The sequence below is a fragment of the Streptomyces sp. NBC_00454 genome (genome assembly GCF_041434015.1).
In the GTDB taxonomy this organism is placed as follows: Bacteria; Actinomycetota; Actinomycetes; order Streptomycetales; family Streptomycetaceae; genus Streptomyces.
In genome coordinates this window covers 4424073-4441491 of record NZ_CP107907.1, presented here as the reverse complement: position 1 = coordinate 4441491, position 17419 = coordinate 4424073, and the positions used below count along the sequence as shown (strand labels likewise).

The 17419-nt window shown below is 67.5% G+C and carries 11 protein-coding genes, 3 rRNA genes and 1 pseudogene; 1 reads left to right on the top strand and 14 read right to left on the bottom strand.

What is annotated here, in order from left to right:
- Nucleotides 1-61: 61 nt before the first annotated feature.
- From OHU74_RS20600 to OHU74_RS20560, 9 genes are all read right to left on the bottom strand, one after another.
- Nucleotides 62-817 carry a nucleotidyltransferase domain-containing protein gene (locus tag OHU74_RS20600; RefSeq protein WP_371617276.1) on the bottom strand — a complete coding sequence of 252 codons (756 nt, stop codon included), beginning with the start codon at nucleotides 815-817 and terminating at the stop codon, nucleotides 62-64.
- A gap of 126 nt (nucleotides 818-943) precedes the next feature.
- Nucleotides 944-1061 (bottom strand): 5S ribosomal RNA (rrf, locus tag OHU74_RS20595).
- A 74-nt stretch (nucleotides 1062-1135) separates the two neighbouring features.
- A 23S ribosomal RNA gene (locus OHU74_RS20590) occupies nucleotides 1136-4259 on the bottom strand.
- 287 nt (nucleotides 4260-4546) lie between these two features.
- Nucleotides 4547-6071 (bottom strand): 16S ribosomal RNA (locus OHU74_RS20585).
- The 16S, 23S and 5S rRNA genes sit together here, the layout of an rRNA operon.
- Nucleotides 6072-6807: 736 nt before the next feature.
- Nucleotides 6808-7617 carry a pyrroline-5-carboxylate reductase gene (gene proC / locus OHU74_RS20580; protein ID WP_330297905.1) on the bottom strand — a complete coding sequence of 270 codons (810 nt, stop codon included), beginning with the start codon at nucleotides 7615-7617 and terminating at the stop codon, nucleotides 6808-6810.
- Nucleotides 7618-7732: 115 nt separating this feature from the next.
- Nucleotides 7733-8470 carry an ABC transporter permease gene (locus OHU74_RS20575; RefSeq protein WP_371617275.1) on the bottom strand — a complete coding sequence of 246 codons (738 nt, stop codon included), beginning with the start codon at nucleotides 8468-8470 and terminating at the stop codon, nucleotides 7733-7735.
- On the bottom strand, nucleotides 8467-9303 hold the full coding sequence (locus OHU74_RS20570) for an ABC transporter ATP-binding protein (protein ID WP_371617274.1): 837 nt from the start codon (nucleotides 9301-9303) through the stop codon (nucleotides 8467-8469). Before OHU74_RS20570 ends, OHU74_RS20575 begins: the two co-directional genes overlap by 4 nt.
- A 92-nt stretch (nucleotides 9304-9395) precedes the next feature.
- A complete protein-coding gene (locus OHU74_RS20565; RefSeq protein WP_371617273.1) occupies nucleotides 9396-9944 on the bottom strand; it encodes a hypothetical protein in 549 nt (182 codons plus the stop codon).
- 137 nt (nucleotides 9945-10081) lie between these two features.
- Entirely contained in the window at nucleotides 10082-10366 is a 285-nt protein-coding gene (locus OHU74_RS20560; protein WP_371619745.1) for a peptidase, read from the bottom strand.
- Between the two features lie 124 nt (nucleotides 10367-10490).
- Between OHU74_RS20560 and OHU74_RS20555 the strand changes: the two genes are divergently transcribed.
- A complete protein-coding gene (locus OHU74_RS20555) occupies nucleotides 10491-12623 on the top strand; it encodes a PQQ-binding-like beta-propeller repeat protein (RefSeq protein ID WP_371617272.1) in 2133 nt (710 codons plus the stop codon).
- Between the two features lie 77 nt (nucleotides 12624-12700).
- Here the strand turns inward: OHU74_RS20555 and ilvD are convergent, their stop codons facing one another.
- From ilvD to OHU74_RS20530, 5 genes and pseudogenes are all read right to left on the bottom strand, one after another.
- Nucleotides 12701-14554, bottom strand: a complete 1854-nt coding sequence (ilvD, locus tag OHU74_RS20550; RefSeq protein ID WP_371617271.1) for a dihydroxy-acid dehydratase — start codon at nucleotides 14552-14554, stop codon at nucleotides 12701-12703.
- Nucleotides 14555-14726: 172 nt separating this feature from the next.
- Nucleotides 14727-15347, bottom strand: coding sequence for a TetR family transcriptional regulator (locus OHU74_RS20545; protein WP_371617270.1), 621 nt, complete (start codon nucleotides 15345-15347; stop codon nucleotides 14727-14729).
- Nucleotides 15344-16174, bottom strand: coding sequence for a sugar phosphate isomerase/epimerase family protein (locus OHU74_RS20540; RefSeq protein WP_371617269.1), 831 nt, complete (start codon nucleotides 16172-16174; stop codon nucleotides 15344-15346). Before OHU74_RS20540 ends, OHU74_RS20545 begins: the two co-directional genes overlap by 4 nt.
- A gap of 64 nt (nucleotides 16175-16238) precedes the next feature.
- Nucleotides 16239-16430 (bottom strand): annotated as a pseudogene (locus OHU74_RS20535) (DNA-binding protein); the annotation flags it as partial.
- 54 nt (nucleotides 16431-16484) lie between these two features.
- Entirely contained in the window at nucleotides 16485-17414 is a 930-nt protein-coding gene (locus OHU74_RS20530; RefSeq protein WP_330297898.1) for a Ppx/GppA phosphatase family protein, read from the bottom strand.
- Between the last annotated feature and the right edge of the window lie 5 nt (nucleotides 17415-17419).

Genomic DNA, 17419 nt, shown 5'->3' with positions numbered 1-17419 from the left:
GGCATCCGCAGGACATCCAAAGATCCTCGCCGCCCGAACGGACCCCGCCCAGCCCCTCGCATCAGCCCCTGGCGCCGGCCGCGACCGAGTCGATGACGCCGTGCCAGGACCGGCGGTAGCCCTCGCGGAGCGGGCCGCCGGCCAGGTCGAGGACCTCCCGTGCCGCGTCGATCAGCGCCGCCGGGTCCCCCGAGACGCACAGCCACAGGTGCCCGTCCAACAGCGCGGCCCCCCGCTCGCCGTCCGCCTCCCGGAGCCGCCTCGGCAGCCACTTCCCGCCCCCGCCCCACGCCCGGTGGTGGTCGAAGAGCAGATCGGCGGCGCCGCCCAGGACCACCCCGGCCACGGCGATCCGCTCCACGGGGTCCTGCACGTCACCCAGATCGTCCAGCGCATCGGTGAGCCCGTACCGCTTCGTCTCCAGGGTCTGCGGATCCAGCGCCGCCGGCCCCCGCCCCAGGTCCGCCTCGGCCAGCGCCCGCGCCCGGCCGGCTTCCCCGTCCCGGTCGGCCAGGACCAGGCCCGTGGCGTACATGGCCTGCAGGACGGCCCGCCGGGAGGCGAGATCCGCCGCGAAGAGCTCCGCGAGGCCGGTCCGGGTGTGGACGAACAGCTCCACGACCCGACCTTCGACGCGGAGCGTCTCCCGGTAGGTCTCGCCGCCGTCGGCGACGAGCACCGCGATATCCAGGTCACTGCTCGCGGTCGCCCGACCCGCGGCAGTGGATCCGGCCAGGATCACGGCGAGTGCTTGGGGAAAGCGGTCCTGCGCGATGCCTCGCGCCAACTCGATGGGGTCTACATCCAGGTCGTCCATGCCGGTCAGACTTCCACGAACCCCGACCACCGGGCCAGGGATTTTGGACCGCCTCTTCGAGAAAAGGTCTGTAAACGCAGAAAAGCCCCGTACCAGTTCCCTGGTACGGGGCTCTCTACAATGATTGTTCGGCGGCGTCCTACTCTCCCACAGGGTCCCCCCTGCAGTACCATCGGCGCTGAAAGGCTTAGCTTCCGGGTTCGGAATGTAAACCGGGCGTTTCCCTAACGCTATGACCACCGAAACACTATGAAGTTAACCAACCGGATATGAACACAGTTCGTTACTTCAGAACTAACACAGTGGACGCGAGCAACTGAGGACAAGCCCTCGGCCTATTAGTACCAGTCAGCTCCACCCGTTACCGGGCTTCCACATCTGGCCTATCAACCCAGTCGTCTACTGGGAGCCTTACCCTCTCAAGGAGGTGGGAATACTCATCTTGAAGCAGGCTTCCCGCTTAGATGCTTTCAGCGGTTATCCCTCCCGAACGTAGCCAACCAGCCATGCCCTTGGCAGGACAACTGGCACACCAGAGGTTCGTCCGTCCCGGTCCTCTCGTACTAGGGACAGCCCTTCTCAATATTCCTACGCGCACAGCGGATAGGGACCGAACTGTCTCACGACGTTCTAAACCCAGCTCGCGTACCGCTTTAATGGGCGAACAGCCCAACCCTTGGGACCGACTCCAGCCCCAGGATGCGACGAGCCGACATCGAGGTGCCAAACCATCCCGTCGATATGGACTCTTGGGGAAGATCAGCCTGTTATCCCCGGGGTACCTTTTATCCGTTGAGCGACGGCGCTTCCACAAGCCACCGCCGGATCACTAGTCCCGACTTTCGTCCCTGCTCGACCCGTCGGTCTCACAGTCAAGCTCCCTTGTGCACTTACACTCAACACCTGATTGCCAACCAGGCTGAGGGAACCTTTGGGCGCCTCCGTTACTTTTTGGGAGGCAACCGCCCCAGTTAAACTACCCATCAGACACTGTCCCTGATCCGGATCACGGACCGAGGTTAGACATCCAGCACGACCAGAGTGGTATTTCAACGGCGACTCCACCATGACTGGCGTCACAGCTTCAAAGTCTCCCACCTATCCTACACAAGCCGAACCGAACACCAATATCAAACTATAGTAAAGGTCCCGGGGTCTTTCCGTCCTGCTGCGCGAAACGAGCATCTTTACTCGTAGTGCAATTTCACCGGGCCTATGGTTGAGACAGTCGAGAAGTCGTTACGCCATTCGTGCAGGTCGGAACTTACCCGACAAGGAATTTCGCTACCTTAGGATGGTTATAGTTACCACCGCCGTTTACTGGCGCTTAAGTTCTCAGCTTCGCCACACCGAAATGTGACTAACCGGTCCCCTTAACGTTCCAGCACCGGGCAGGCGTCAGTCCGTATACATCGCCTTACGGCTTCGCACGGACCTGTGTTTTTAGTAAACAGTCGCTTCTCGCTGGTCTCTGCGGCCACCCCCAGCTCACGGAGTAAATCCGATCACCAGTGATGGCCCCCCTTCTCCCGAAGTTACGGGGGCATTTTGCCGAGTTCCTTAACCATAGTTCACCCGAACGCCTCGGTATTCTCTACCTGACCACCTGAGTCGGTTTAGGGTACGGGCCGCCATGAAACTCGCTAGAGGCTTTTCTCGACAGCATAGGATCATCCACTTCACCACAATCGGCTCGGCATCAGGTCTCAGCCTTATATGAGGGACGGATTTGCCTACCCCTCGGCCTACACCCTTACCCCGGGACTACCACCGCCCGGGCTGGACTACCTTCCTGCGTCACCCCATCGCTTACCTACTACAAGTCTGGTTCGTCGGCTCCACCACTTTCCTTTCCCCGAAGGGTCCGGAACGGCTTCACGGACTTAGCATCGCCTGATTCGATATTGGGCGTTTCAAAGCGGGTACCGGAATATCAACCGGTTGTCCATCGACTACGCCTGTCGGCCTCGCCTTAGGTCCCGACTTACCCTGGGCAGATCAGCTTGACCCAGGAACCCTTAGTCAATCGGCGCACACGTTTCTCACGTGTGTATCGCTACTCATGCCTGCATTCTCACTCGTGAACCGTCCACAACTAGCTTCCGCTGCTGCTTCACCCGGCACACGACGCTCCCCTACCCATCACAGCGGGCGTTGGCCCTATTGCTGCAATGACACGACTTCGGCGGTACGCTTGAGCCCCGCTACATTGTCGGCGCGGAATCACTTGACCAGTGAGCTATTACGCACTCTTTCAAGGGTGGCTGCTTCTAAGCCAACCTCCTGGTTGTCTCTGCGACTCCACATCCTTTCCCACTTAGCGTACGCTTAGGGGCCTTAGTCGATGCTCTGGGCTGTTTCCCTCTCGACCATGGAGCTTATCCCCCACAGTCTCACTGCCACGCTCTCACTTACCGGCATTCGGAGTTTGGCTAAGGTCAGTAACCCGGTAGGGCCCATCGCCTATCCAGTGCTCTACCTCCGGCAAGAAACACGTGACGCTGCACCTAAATGCATTTCGGGGAGAACCAGCTATCACGGAGTTTGATTGGCCTTTCACCCCTAACCACAGGTCATCCCCCAGGTTTTCAACCCTGGTGGGTTCGGTCCTCCACGAAGTCTTACCTCCGCTTCAACCTGCCCATGGCTAGATCACTCCGCTTCGGGTCTAGAGCGTGCAACTCAATCGCCCTATTCGGACTCGCTTTCGCTACGGCTTCCCCACACGGGTTAACCTCGCTACACACCGCTAACTCGCAGGCTCATTCTTCAAAAGGCACGCAGTCACGACCGTTATTCCGAAGAATAACGGCGACGCTCCCACGGCTTGTAGGCACACGGTTTCAGGTACTATTTCACTCCGCTCCCGCGGTACTTTTCACCATTCCCTCACGGTACTATCCGCTATCGGTCACCAGGGAATATTTAGGCTTAGCGGGTGGTCCCGCCAGATTCACACGGGATTTCTCGGGCCCCGTGCTACTTGGGAGATTCTTAAGCAAGCCGCTGATGTTTCGTCTACGGGGGTCTTACCCTCTACGCCGGACCTTTCGCATGTCCTTCGACTACATCAACGGTTTCTGACTCGCCGACCGGCCGGCAGACCGATCAAAAGAATTCCCACAACCCCGCATGCGCAACCCCTGCCGGGTATCACACGCATACGGTTTGGCCTGATCCGGTTTCGCTCGCCACTACTCCCGGAATCACGGTTGTTTTCTCTTCCTGCGGGTACTGAGATGTTTCACTTCCCCGCGTTCCCTCCACACTGCCTATGTGTTCAGCAGTGGGTGACAGCCCATGACGACTGCCGGGTTTCCCCATTCGGACACCCCCGGATCAAAGCTCAGTTGGCAGCTCCCCGGGGCCTATCGCGGCCTCTCACGTCCTTCATCGGTTCCTGGTGCCAAGGCATCCACCGTGCGCCCTTAAAAACTTGGCCTACAGATGCTCGCGTCCACTGTGTAGTTCTCAAGCAACGACCAGCCACCCATCACCCCACCAGACAAGCAGGCGAGTTCACTGGGGCCGGCATCGCAGAAGGCATGACCTTACGGCCGTACCCTCAGATACCCAACAACGTGCCAAGCACCAGACCTCTTCCGGACCCTCTTTCCACGCCGAAGCAGTACTCGAGAACCATCAGATCATCCGGTGCCAACTAATCAACGTTCCACCCTGAGCTGACCGTGCAGAACGTTTGTCTGCAATCGGTACTGTGCTCCTTAGAAAGGAGGTGATCCAGCCGCACCTTCCGGTACGGCTACCTTGTTACGACTTCGTCCCAATCGCCAGTCCCACCTTCGACAGCTCCCTCCCTTACGGGTTGGGCCACCGGCTTCGGGTGTTACCGACTTTCGTGACGTGACGGGCGGTGTGTACAAGGCCCGGGAACGTATTCACCGCAGCAATGCTGATCTGCGATTACTAGCAACTCCGACTTCATGGGGTCGAGTTGCAGACCCCAATCCGAACTGAGACCGGCTTTTTGAGATTCGCTCCACCTCACGGTATCGCAGCTCATTGTACCGGCCATTGTAGCACGTGTGCAGCCCAAGACATAAGGGGCATGATGACTTGACGTCGTCCCCACCTTCCTCCGAGTTGACCCCGGCGGTCTCCTGTGAGTCCCCATCACCCCGAAGGGCATGCTGGCAACACAGGACAAGGGTTGCGCTCGTTGCGGGACTTAACCCAACATCTCACGACACGAGCTGACGACAGCCATGCACCACCTGTATACCGACCACAAGGGGGGCACTATCTCTAATGCTTTCCGGTATATGTCAAGCCTTGGTAAGGTTCTTCGCGTTGCGTCGAATTAAGCCACATGCTCCGCTGCTTGTGCGGGCCCCCGTCAATTCCTTTGAGTTTTAGCCTTGCGGCCGTACTCCCCAGGCGGGGAACTTAATGCGTTAGCTGCGGCACCGACGACGTGGAATGTCGCCAACACCTAGTTCCCAACGTTTACGGCGTGGACTACCAGGGTATCTAATCCTGTTCGCTCCCCACGCTTTCGCTCCTCAGCGTCAGTAATGGCCCAGAGATCCGCCTTCGCCACCGGTGTTCCTCCTGATATCTGCGCATTTCACCGCTACACCAGGAATTCCGATCTCCCCTACCACACTCTAGCTAGCCCGTATCGAATGCAGACCCGAGGTTAAGCCTCGGGCTTTCACATCCGACGTGACAAGCCGCCTACGAGCTCTTTACGCCCAATAATTCCGGACAACGCTTGCGCCCTACGTATTACCGCGGCTGCTGGCACGTAGTTAGCCGGCGCTTCTTCTGCAGGTACCGTCACTTTCGCTTCTTCCCTGCTGAAAGAGGTTTACAACCCGAAGGCCGTCATCCCTCACGCGGCGTCGCTGCATCAGGCTTTCGCCCATTGTGCAATATTCCCCACTGCTGCCTCCCGTAGGAGTCTGGGCCGTGTCTCAGTCCCAGTGTGGCCGGTCGCCCTCTCAGGCCGGCTACCCGTCGTCGCCTTGGTGGGCCATTACCCCACCAACAAGCTGATAGGCCGCGGGCTCATCCTTCACCGCCGGAGCTTTTAACCCCCGCCCATGCAGGCAGGAGTGTTATCCGGTATTAGACCCCGTTTCCAGGGCTTGTCCCAGAGTGAAGGGCAGATTGCCCACGTGTTACTCACCCGTTCGCCACTAATCCACCCCGAAGGGCTTCATCGTTCGACTTGCATGTGTTAAGCACGCCGCCAGCGTTCGTCCTGAGCCAGGATCAAACTCTCCATGAATGTTTACCCGTAATCGGGTGCACACGCACTTAGAGCGGGACAGTCATGTCGGAATAAGACCGACCGTCCACTGCGTCCTCGCTGTGTAATTGCCTGCAAGCATCACGGCAGAACCGCGACCTCACAGGTCTTTTTTCAAAGGAACCTCATCCACCGAGGTGGACGGGGTATCAACTTTTTGGCGTTGATTTTTGGCACGCTGTTGAGTTCTCAAGGAACGGACGCTTCCTTTGTACTCACCCTCTCGGGCTTTCCTCCGGGCGCTTCCTTCGTTCTGTTCTTGCGCTTCCGACTCTATCAGAGTCAGTCTCGCTTGTTTTCCGCCTTCCAGGTCCTGCGCTTTCGCGCTTTTCCCTTTCCGGCGAGTCCGACTCTATCAGATCCTTTCGGGCCTGACTCCCAGTCAGCGGGGCTTGTCGTTTGGGCTGTTGGGCCCTTGCGACGAGTGAGACAGTAGCGGATTCCTTGCCCCCGAACCTAATCGGGGGCCGCGTTCGAGAACGCGGATTCCTCATTCGCAAATACGCATGAAAACAGAGACGACGGAGTACGTCGCTCGTTCGAATGTGTAGTGCGGGATGGCTGTCCGGGGACCGACCGGGGTCGGCGCTCACTTCGGACAACTCGAAGAACCTTACGGATCCGGCACAGGTGTGTCAACCTCTGGCTTGGCGTCACCCCGAGGGGGGCTTCGCGGCCTGTACGGGGCTGCGCTCAGCCCCGTACAGGCCGGGTGTCAGCTGTTGCCGGAGGCGAGTTCGCGGCTGCGGTCGCGGGCCGCTTCGAGGGCCGCGATCAGGGCGGCGCGGACTCCGTGCTTCTCCAGCTCCACGATCGCGTTGATGGTGGTGCCGGCCGGGGAGGTGACGGCCTCGCGGAGCTTGACCGGGTGTTCCCCGCTGTCGCGGAGCATGACGGCGGCGCCGATGGCGGCCTGGACGATCAGGTCGTGGGCCTGGGCGCGGGGCAGGCCCAGGAGGATGCCGGCGTCGGTCATGGCTTCGACGAGGAAGTAGAAGTAGGCCGGGCCCGAGCCGGAGAGCGCGGTGGCCGCGTCCTGCTGGGACTCGGGGACGCGCAGGGTCTTGCCCACGCCTCCGAAGATCTCCTCGGTGTGCAGGAGGTGCGCGGAGGTGGCGTGGCTGCCGGCCGAGATGACGGACATGGCCTCGTCGACCAGGGCCGGGGTGTTCGTCATGACGCGGACCACGGGGGTGCCGGGGGCGAGCCGCTCCTCGAAGAAGGAGGTCGGGATGCCGGCCGCGCCGCTGATGACCAGGCGGTCGGCGGGGACGTGCGGGGCGAGCTCCTCGAGGAGCTTGCCCATGTCCTGCGGCTTCACCGTGAGGATGAGGGTGTCGGCGCGCTTGGCGGCTTCGGCGTTGGAGACCGCCTCGACGCCGTAGCGGGTGCGGAGCTCCTCGGCGCGCTCCGCGCGGCGGGCGGTGACGAGGAGCTTGGAGGCGGGCCAGCCGCCGCGGATCATCCCGCTGAGCAGGGCCTCGCCGATCTTGCCGGTACCGAGGACTGCGACTGTCTGGGTCATGCCCGATTCACCTCGCCGAACTGTTCGTGCACATGTGCAGGGTCTGCGTCCTCATCCTTGCACTCGGGCACGGACCCGGGACGGGATGTCCGCAGTGCGGTCAGGCCCGTAGGAGTCACGGCGTGCGGCGGCGGAGGGTGGCGGCGCCGAGGGTCAGGACGAGGAGGGCGCACCCGGCGACGATGACGGCGTCGCGGACGAAGTCGGCGGTCATGTCGGTGTGGGTGAGGACCTGGGTCATGCCGTCGACGGCGTAGGACATGGGCAGGACGTTCGAGATCCCCTCCAGGACCGGCTGCATGGTGTCGCGCGGGGCGAAGAGCCCGCAGAGCAGCAGCTGGGGGAAGATCACGGCCGGCATGAACTGGACGGCCTGGAACTCGGACGCGGCGAAGGCGGAGACGAACAGGCCGAGGGCCGTGCCGAGGAGCGCGTCGAGCAGGGCCACGAGCAGCAGCAGCCACGGAGAGCCGACCACGTCGAGGCCGAGGACCCAGAGGGCGACGCCGGTGGCGAGCAGGGACTGGATGACGGCCACGGCGCCGAAGGCGAGCGCGTAGCCGGCGATGAGGTCGCCCTTGCCCAGCGGCATGGCCAGGAGGCGTTCCAGGGTGCCGGAGGTGCGCTCGCGCAGGGTGGCGATGGAGGTGACCAGGAACATCGTGATCAGCGGGAAGATGCCGAGGAGGCTGGCGCCGATGCTGTTGAAGGTCCGGGGGCTGCCGTCGAAGACGTAGCGGAGCAGGATCAGCATCAGGACCGGGACCAGCAGCATCAGGGCGATGGAGCGGGGGTCGTGGCGGAGCTGGCGCAGGACGCGGGCCGCGGTGGCGGTGGTGCGGGCGGTGCTCATCGGGTGCTCCCCTGGGCGTCGGCGGCGGAGTTGGCGGCAGCGTCGGCGGCGGAGTTCGCGGAAGCGGCGGCAGCGTTGGCTTCGTCCACGAGGCGCAGGAAGCCCTCCTCGACGGTGTCGGCATGCGTACGGGTGCGCAGTGCGTCCGGGGTGTCCTGCGCGAGGATGCGGCCCTCGCGCATGAGGAGCAGGTCGTGGCAGCGCTCGGCTTCGTCCATGACGTGGGAGGAGACGAGGAGGGTGGCGCCCCGGGTGTCGGCGAGTTCGTGGAAGAGGTTCCACAGGTCGCGGCGCAGGACGGGGTCGAGGCCGACCGTCGGCTCGTCGAGGACCAGGAGCTCCGGGCTGCCGAGGAGGGCGACGGCGAGGGAGACGCGGCTGCGCTGGCCGCCGGAGAGGTTTCCGGCGAGGGCGGTGGCGTGGGTGGTGAGGTCCACGTCGGCGATGGCGCGGGTGACGGCCTCGCGGCGGCGGCCGGCGGCGGCGCGGCCGGGGTCGAGGATCGCGGCGAAGTAGTCGAGGTTCTGCCGGACGCTGAGGTCGTCGTAGACGGAGGGCGCCTGGGTGACGTAGCCGATGCGGGAGCGGAGCTCGGGGTGGCCGGCGGGGCGGCCGAGGACCTCGAGGGTGCCGGTGACGTGGGCCTGGGTGCCCACGACGGAGCGCATCAGGGTGGACTTTCCGCAGCCGGAGGGGCCGAGGAGGCCGGTGATGCGGCCGCGGGGGACGTCGAAGGTGAGGGTGTCGAGGACGGTGCGGGGGCTGCGGCCGGTGCCTCGGCGGACGGTGAGGTCGCGGGCTTGGACGGCGGCGGCCCCTGGGTTATTCATCATGTGATGAATAATGCTCCCGCCTGTGCCCGGGGCGCAAGCCCGGGGTGCGAGCTGGGGCGGCCGGGTCGGAGGGCTACTCCTTGCGCTGAGGGCTACTTCTTGCGCTTGGGGCGGCGGGCGGCCGGGTTGCCGGTACGGGAGCTGCGGCGCCGGGCGAATTCGGCCGAGGCGTGCTCGTACTCGGCGCGGCGCAGCTTCTCGCCGGGCGCTTCGACGAAGCAGCGCAGGAAGTACGCGATGAGGCTGCCGATGAAACCGATCGCCTTGAGGCCCTTGAGGGCGGCCTCGTCGGAGGACGGGGCGGGGCGGCGGCTGAAGGAGTCCCAGGTCTTGGCGAAGGCGATGGAGCTCGCGATCGCGAAGAGGACGATGACCGAGATGCTGAGGAACGGTCCGACGTTGCCGATCTCCAGGCCCTCGTAGGAGAGGCGGAGCAGGAAGGCGCCGACGACGGCGATGACCAGTGCGCCGACCGCCACGCCGACGCGGCGCGGGCCGTAGCCGCCGTCGTGGTTGACCCAAGTGGTGCCGAAGAACCGGATCGGCTCGGGCTCCGGGCCGGTGGGTACGGGCGGCTGCGCCGGGGCCTCGGCCTCGGCGGCCGGCTCGACGGGGGTCTGGTCTCGCTGGTCGTCGCTCACACCAGCGATTATCCCCCGCCGGCCGGTGCCGGCCCGGGGCGTCTCACGGGTCAGACCCCGAGAGGGACCCGGATGGACCTCGGGCGCAGGGGCCGGACCTCGGGCACGGGAGTCGGACTCAGGCGCGGGAGCCGGACTCAGGCGCAGCGGTTGACGACGTAGCCGTCGACGCCGGTCCTGACGTAGGCGTCGGAGACGAAGAGGCCGTTGCCGATGCAGTCCCAGATGTTCGAGGTGCCGTACGGGCCGCTGACGCTCTGGCCGTCCGTCTGGCAGCGGATCGTCACGGAGGCGTCGTACGGCAGGACCTTCTCGATCGAGTAGTTCGTGCCGGGGCCGCTGCGGACGTTCACCCGGTAGCCCGGCGCGACCGGAAACGTCGGGTAGCCCGACCCCCCGGTCAGGCTCTCGATCTGGCTCATTTCGTTCTCAACGGACATGCGAAATCTCCCCCCTTGGGTGTTGCTGTGCGCAACTCGCGCAGGGTAGCAGGACCTTGGAGATTCGCACGGACCATCGACTAGGCTCCGGCGGGGGTGGTGAGCGGTGCATTCGCTGCGGACGGACTACGTGGGGTTCCCGGAGTACGCCGGGCAGTACCGGCTTGAGTCCGTGCTGGGTTCCGGCGGCATGGGTGTCGTCCACCTGGCCACCTCCGAGTCGGGGCTGAAACTCGCCGTCAAGATCGTGCACGCCGAGCACGCCGTGGACCCCGAGTTCCGGGCCCGGTTCCGGCAGGAGGTCACGGCCGCCCGGCGGGTGAGCGGAGCCTTCACCGCGCCCGTCGTGGACGCGGACCCCGATGCCGAACGGCCTTGGATGGCCACGCTGTTCATCGACGCCCCGACCCTTTCCGAGCGGGTACGGGAGCGCGTGCTCGGCCCGAGGGCGCTGGCCCGGCTCGCCGCCGGACTGGCGGAGGCCCTGCGGGACATCCACCGGGCCGGCGTGGTCCACCGGGACCTGAAGCCCAGCAACGTGCTGATGGCCCCGGACGGGGTGCGGGTGATCGACTTCGGGATCTCGCGGCCGGCCGACAGCGATCTGCGCACCGAGACGGGCAAGCTGATCGGCACCCCGCCGTTCATGGCTCCGGAGCAGTTCCAGCGGCCGCGCGAGGTGGGGACCGCGGCCGACGTGTTCGCCCTGGGGGCCGTACTCGTCTACGCCGCGACCGGACGGGGGCCCTTCGACTCCGACAGCCACTACCTCGTGGCGTACCAGGTGGTGCACAGCGAGCCCGATCTGACCGGGCTGCCGGAGCTGCTCGTACCGCTCGTCGCCCAGTGCCTGGCCAAGGATCCGGCCCAGCGGCCGACCGCGGACTCGCTGATCGCGGCCTTGCGGGCGGTGGCGTACCCCACCGACGAGGACACCCACGGCTTCATCCCCCGGCCGCGGCCCCCGGCGGGCGAGGAGCAGGACACGCACCGCCGGGACCGGATCGACACCGGGTCCGGCGGCGGCGCCCCGGCCCCCGCCACGGCCCCGGGGCGCCGCCGGCGGACCCGGGTGGCGCTGGCGGCGGGGCTGGGGCTGCTGCTCGCGGGCGGATCCACGGCCGGCTACCTGTGGGACGGCGGGGAGGACACCCCACCGGCGCACCTGACCACGCAGGACACCGGCGCCCAGGTGCCGGTGGCGCGCACCGTCACCCCGTGGGCACGGTCGATGGGCGACCGCGCGTCGGCGTGTTCCTGGCAGGCGGCCGCCCTCTACTGCTCGGGCTCCGGCCTCACGGCCGCGCGGATCGACCCCGCCGACGGGACGGTGCTGTGGTCGCTGCCCGCGCCGCAGGCCGCCGGGAAGACGGGTGCGCCGCAGTACGGCGGCGGGCTCGTCCTCGCCGTGCCGGCGGGCAGCCGGCTGCTCCAGGCGCTCGATCCGGCGACGGGCGCGGAGCGGTGGCGGCGCACCCTGCCCTCGGGCGCGAAGGTCGTGGCCGCCGGGTCCCGCGCGCTGGTCACGGGCTCGGACGGGAAGACCACCGCGCTGGACGCGGCCACCGGGACCGTGCAGTGGACCAAGGAGATCGGCGGGGTGGGTTCCGTCTGGTGTGCGGGCGGGGAGCAGGACGGCTCGGTCGCCGCGCTCTACGTCTCCACCCCGGCCGGTGACGGGAAGTCCACGCAGGTCACGGAGGTGGACCCGGCGAGCGGGGCGGTACGCACGCAGGTGCGGGTCCCCGGGACGGTGGAGCCCTTCGGGGTGGCGGGCGGCAGCCTCCACCTGCTCGACAGCGATGCGGCCATGCTGACGCACTCGGTCGTCCGCATCGACCTGCGCTCCCACGCGGTCCGCACGACCCGGCTGGCGGTGCCGCTGCTCCAGGCCCAGGCCTCGACCGGACCCGACGGGATGGCGTACGTCTTCGGCACCTCGGGCGCGCTGGTCGCGGTGGACGGAGAACGGGAGCGGTGGCGGCTGGAGACCGGGGTCACCGCGGCCTCCCGGCCCGTGCCCGCCGAGGGCCGGGTGTACCTGACCGCGCTCGACGGCCGGCTGCTGGCCGTGGACACGGCGACCGTGCGGCTGAGCGGGCAGACGAAGCCCCGTATGGGCGGCGACCGGCAGGCGGCCAGCCTGCCCGCGCCCGTCGTCGGGGACGGCCGGATCTACGCCTCCGCGCCGGACGGGACCGTCTTCGCCGTGCCCTCGGGGGATCCCGCCGGGTGGTGAAACGGGTCCGGCCCCGCCCTGGGGTTTCGGGGCGGGGCCGGATCGTGCGTGGCGTGCGGCAGGTGGTGCCGTGCGGGTCAGCGCTCCAGGAGCGAGACGTCGCGGACGGCGCCCTTGTCGGCGCTCGTCGCCATCGCGGCGTAGGCGCGCAGCGCCGCCGAGACCTTGCGCTCGCGGTTCTTCGGGGCGTAGACCCCGCCGAGGGCGGCGTGGCGGGCCTCGATGGTGGCTTCGTCCACGAGGAGCTCGATCGAGCGGTTCGGGATGTCGATCCGGATGCGGTCGCCGTCCTCGACGATCGCGATGGTGCCGCCCGAGGCCGCCTCCGGGGAGGCGTGGCCGATGGAGAGGCCGGAGGTGCCGCCGGAGAAGCGGCCGTCCGTGACCAGGGCGCAGACCTTGCCCAGGCCGCGGCCCTTGAGGAAGGACGTCGGGTAGAGCATCTCCTGCATGCCGGGACCGCCGCGCGGGCCCTCGTAGCGGATGACGACCACGTCGCCCGCCTTGATCTCCTTGCGGAGGATCTTGTCGACGGCCTCGTCCTGCGACTCGCAGACCACGGCCGGGCCCTCGAAGGTCCAGATCGACTCGTCGACGCCGGCCGTCTTCACGACGCAGCCGTCGACCGCGATGTTGCCGCGCAGGACGGCGAGGCCGCCGTCCTTGGAGTACGCGTGCTGGACGGAGCGGATGCAGCCGCCCTCGGCGTCGAGGTCCAGGGTGTCCCAGCGCTCGGACTGCGAGAAGGCGGTGGCGGAGCGCTGGCAGCCGGGGGCCGCGTGCCACAGCTCCATGGCCGTGTCGGTGGCGGTGCCCGAGCGGGCGTCCCACTTCGCGAGCCAGTCCTCGAGGTTGTCCGAGTGGACCGAGGTGACGTCCTTGTTCAGGAGTCCGCCGCGGTGCAGCTCGCCGAGGATGGCGGGGATGCCGCCGGCCCGGTGGATGTCCTCCATGTAGTACGTGCCGCCGGGCGCCACGTTCGGCGCGACCTTGGACAGGCACGGGACGCGGCGCGAGACGGCGTCGATGTCGGTGAGGTCGTACTCCAGGCCCGCTTCCTGGGCCGCGGCCAGCAGGTGCAGGATCGTGTTGGTGGAGCCGCCCATCGCGATGTCGAGGGCCATGGCGTTCTCGAAGGCCTCGCGGGAGGCGATGTTGCGCGGCAGGACGGAGTAGTCGTCCTGCTCGTAGTGGCGCTTGGTGATCTCGACGATCGTGCGGCCGGCGTCCTCGTACAGGGCGCGGCGGGCGGTGTGCGTGGCGAGGACCGAGCCGTTGCCGGGGAGGGCGAGGCCGATGGCCTCGGCGAGGCAGTTCATCGAGTTGGCCGTGAACATGCCGCTACAGGAGCCGCAGGTGGGACAGGCGTTCTCTTCGATGCGCAGGACGTCTTCGTCGGAGACGTTCTCGTTGGAGGCGTCGACCATGGCGTCGATCAGGTCGAGCTTGCGGACGGTGCCGTCGACGAGGGTGGCCTGGCCGGCCTCCATCGGGCCGCCGGAGACGAAGACGACCGGGATGTTGAGGCGCAGGGCGGCCATCAGCATGCCGGGGGTGATCTTGTCGCAGTTGGAGATGCAGATCAGCGCGTCGGCGCAGTGCGCCTCGACCATGTACTCGACCGAGTCCGCGATCAGGTCGCGGGAGGGCAGGGAGTACAGCATCCCGGCGTGGCCCATGGCGATGCCGTCGTCGACCGCGATGGTGTTGAACTCGCGGGGGACGGCGCCGGCGGCCAGGATGGCGTCGGAGACGATGCGGCCGACCGGGGCCAGGTGGGTGTGGCCGGGGACGAACTCCGTGAAGGAGTTGGCGACGGCGATGATCGGCTTCCCGATGTCCGCGCTCGCTACGCCCGAGGCGCGCATCAGCGCACGTGCGCCAGCCATGTTGCGGCCGTGGGTGACGGTGCGGGACCTCAGCTCGGGCATCGGGTTCACTCCCCATGAGTGCGGCGGCGCCACAAGGCCCGCCGCGCTGTGGATATGGCTCGGTTACGAGGCTACGCCTCCGGCCCGGGATGCGGACAGGGTGTCCGGATGCCGGGACGGCCGGCTCACTACTCGGTCACTGCTCGCCGGCGGCTGCCGTTCCCCTGTTCCCCTATTCCTCGGTCAGGTAGCGCTGGAGGGTCGGGGCCACCAGGGCGACGATCCGCTCCGGGTCGGCGGAGGCGAGGGGCTCGACCTGGACCACGTACCGCAGGACCGCGATGCCGATCATGTGCGAGGCGGCCAGCTCGGCGCGGAAGGTGGGGTCGGGGACGTTGAGCTCGGCCGCGACCCGCTCCAGGACCCGGCGCAGGATCAGCCGGCGCAGTACCGCGGCGGCGGCCTCGTGGGTGAGGGCCGAGCGGATGACGGCGAGGAGCGGGGCGCGGCTGACCGGGTTCTCCCAGATGCCAAGGAAGTAGCGGGCGAGCCGCTCGCCGATGCCCTCCGGGCCGGATCCGAGGATCTGCGGAATGACGAGGGCGGGCTCCATGGTGAGCTCGATCGCGGCGGCGAAGAGGTCGTCCTTGGAGCCGAAGTAGTGGTGCACCAGCGCCGGGTCCACGCCGGCGGCCTTGGCGATCCCGCGCACGGAGGTCTTGTCGTAGCCCCGCGCCGCGAACTCGGAGCGCGCGGCGAGGCGGATCCGCTCCTGGGTGCCGGGGCCGTCGTCGGCCTCGTCCTGGCGGGGGCGGCCGGGGCCGCGGCGGGGGCGCTGCGCGGGCTGCGTCACGGGCGCGGGGTCCTGACCGGGGCGGCACTGGCCGCCAGGTGCAGACGGGTGAAGGCCAGGGCCTCGGCGAGGTCGGCCTCGCGCTCCGCGGAGGACATCGCGCGGCGGGTGTTGACCTCGATGACCACGTGCCCGTCGAAGGAGGTGGTGGCGAGCCGCTCCAGCAGCTCGGCGCAGGGCTGGCTGCCGCGGCCGGGGACGAGGTGCTCGTCCTTGGCGGAACCGTTTCCGTCGGCGAGGTGGACGTGGGCGAGCCGGTCGCCCATCCGGTCGATCATCGCGGTGGCGTCGGTCCGGGCGGTCGCGGTGTGGGAGAGGTCGACGGTGAAGTGCCGGTAGTCGTCCTTGGTGACGTCCCACTCGGGCGCGTACGCGAGCATCTCGCGGTCGCGGTAGCGCCAGGGGTACATGTTCTCGACGGCGAACTTGACGTCGGTCTCGTCCGCCATCCGCCAGATCCCGGTGACGAAGTCGCGCGAGTACTGCCGCTGCCAGCGGAAGGGCGGGTGCACGACGACCGTGGACGCGCCGAGCTTCTCGGCCGCCGCCTGGGCGCGCTGGAGCTTGGTCCAGGGATCGGTGGACCAGACGCGCTGCGTGATGAGGAGGCAGGGCGCGTGGATGGCCAGGATCGGCACCTGGTGGTGGTCGGAGAGCCGGCGCAGGGCATCGACGTCCTGGCTCACCGGATCCGTCCAGACCATGACCTCCACGCCGTCGTAGCCGAGGCGCGCGGCGATCTCGAAGGCGGTCGCCGTCGACTCCGGATAGACGGAGGCGGTGGAGAGGGCGACTTTCGCGGTCGGGATCCGGACTGGTTTTGCCACGGGGACAGGGTATCGGGGTCGCCCTCCCCCAACGCCGTGACGCCCGCCACCCGGGGACGGCGGGTCAGACGCCGACGATGTGGACCCGGCTTCCGCAGAGCTTCGCCATGTCGTCGACATCCGACGTCAGCAACACGACGGGGCGGAGCTGGCGCAGTGCGGCTTCGGCGACAGCTGCGTCGATCGCGCATTTGTGGCCGTGGAGCCCCGCCTCCATCAGGAGGGCCGAGGCTGCCCGAGCCTCCTCGTCCCCTATGGCCCGTCCTCCGCGAAGATCCCCGGGGTGGCTGCGCGAGGGGGCGAGGGCCCCCTACGCCGGGAGGTGGTCCAGACGGCGGAGGATGACGCCTTCGCGCAGGGCCCAGGGGCAGATTTCGAGGGTGTCCACGCCGAGCAGGTCCATCGCGCCCTCCGCGACCAGGGCGCCCGCCAGGAGCTGGTTGGAGCGGCCCTCCGAGACGCCCGGGAGGGCGGACCGCTGGGCGGTGGTCATCGCGGCGAGGCGCGGGACCCACTCCTCCAGGGACTTGCGGGTCAGGTCCCGCTGGACGTAGAGGCCGTCCGCGGAGCGGGCCGCGCCCGCGATACGGGCGAGCTGCTTGAACGTCTTCGACGTCGCCACCACCCGGTCCGGGGTCCCGAAGCGGCTGAACTCGCCGACCGTGCGGGCGATCTGTGCCCGCACGTGGCGCCGTAGGGCCCGGATGTCGGCCGGATCCGGCGGGTCGCCCGGCAGCCAGCCCGAGGTCAGGCGGCCCGCGCCCAGCGGGAGGGAGACGGCCGCGTCGGGGTCCTCGTCGATGCCGTAGGCGATTTCCAGCGAGCCGCCGCCGATGTCGAGGACCAGGAGCTTCCCGGCGGACCAGCCGAACCAGCGGCGCGCCGCCAGGAAGGTCAGGCGCGCCTCGTCCTCGCCGCTCAGGACGGGCAGGTCGATGCCCGTCTCGGCCTTGACCCGGCGTAGCAGCTCGTCCGCGTTGGTGGCCTCCCGTACCGCGCTGGTCGCGAAGGGGAGCAGGTCCTCGCACCCCTTGTCCTCGGCGGCCTGTACGGCGCCCCCGATGACGGAAACCAGCCGCTCGACGCCCTCCGGGGTCACCGCGCCGTGCTCGTCGAGCAGTTCCGCCAGCCGCAGTTCCACCTTGTGCGAGTGCGCGGGGAGCGGGCGCGCGCCGGGGTGCGCGTCCACCACCAGCAGATGGATCGTGTTCGAACCCACATCAAGGACACCGAGTCTCATGGGAG

Coding starts and splice junctions, on each gene's coding strand:
- OHU74_RS20600 (WP_371617276.1), bottom strand. CDS start 817: ATGGACGACCTGGATGTAGACCCCATCGAGTTGGCGCGAGGCATCGCG.
- proC (WP_330297905.1), bottom strand. CDS start 7,617: ATGACCCAGACAGTCGCAGTCCTCGGTACCGGCAAGATCGGCGAGGCC.
- OHU74_RS20575 (WP_371617275.1), bottom strand. CDS start 8,470: ATGAGCACCGCCCGCACCACCGCCACCGCGGCCCGCGTCCTGCGCCAG.
- OHU74_RS20570 (WP_371617274.1), bottom strand. CDS start 9,303: ATGATGAATAACCCAGGGGCCGCCGCCGTCCAAGCCCGCGACCTCACC.
- OHU74_RS20560 (WP_371619745.1), bottom strand. CDS start 10,366: ATGAGCCAGATCGAGAGCCTGACCGGGGGGTCGGGCTACCCGACGTTT.
- ilvD (WP_371617271.1), bottom strand. CDS start 14,554: ATGCCCGAGCTGAGGTCCCGCACCGTCACCCACGGCCGCAACATGGCT.
- OHU74_RS20530 (WP_330297898.1), bottom strand. CDS start 17,414: ATGAGACTCGGTGTCCTTGATGTGGGTTCGAACACGATCCATCTGCTG.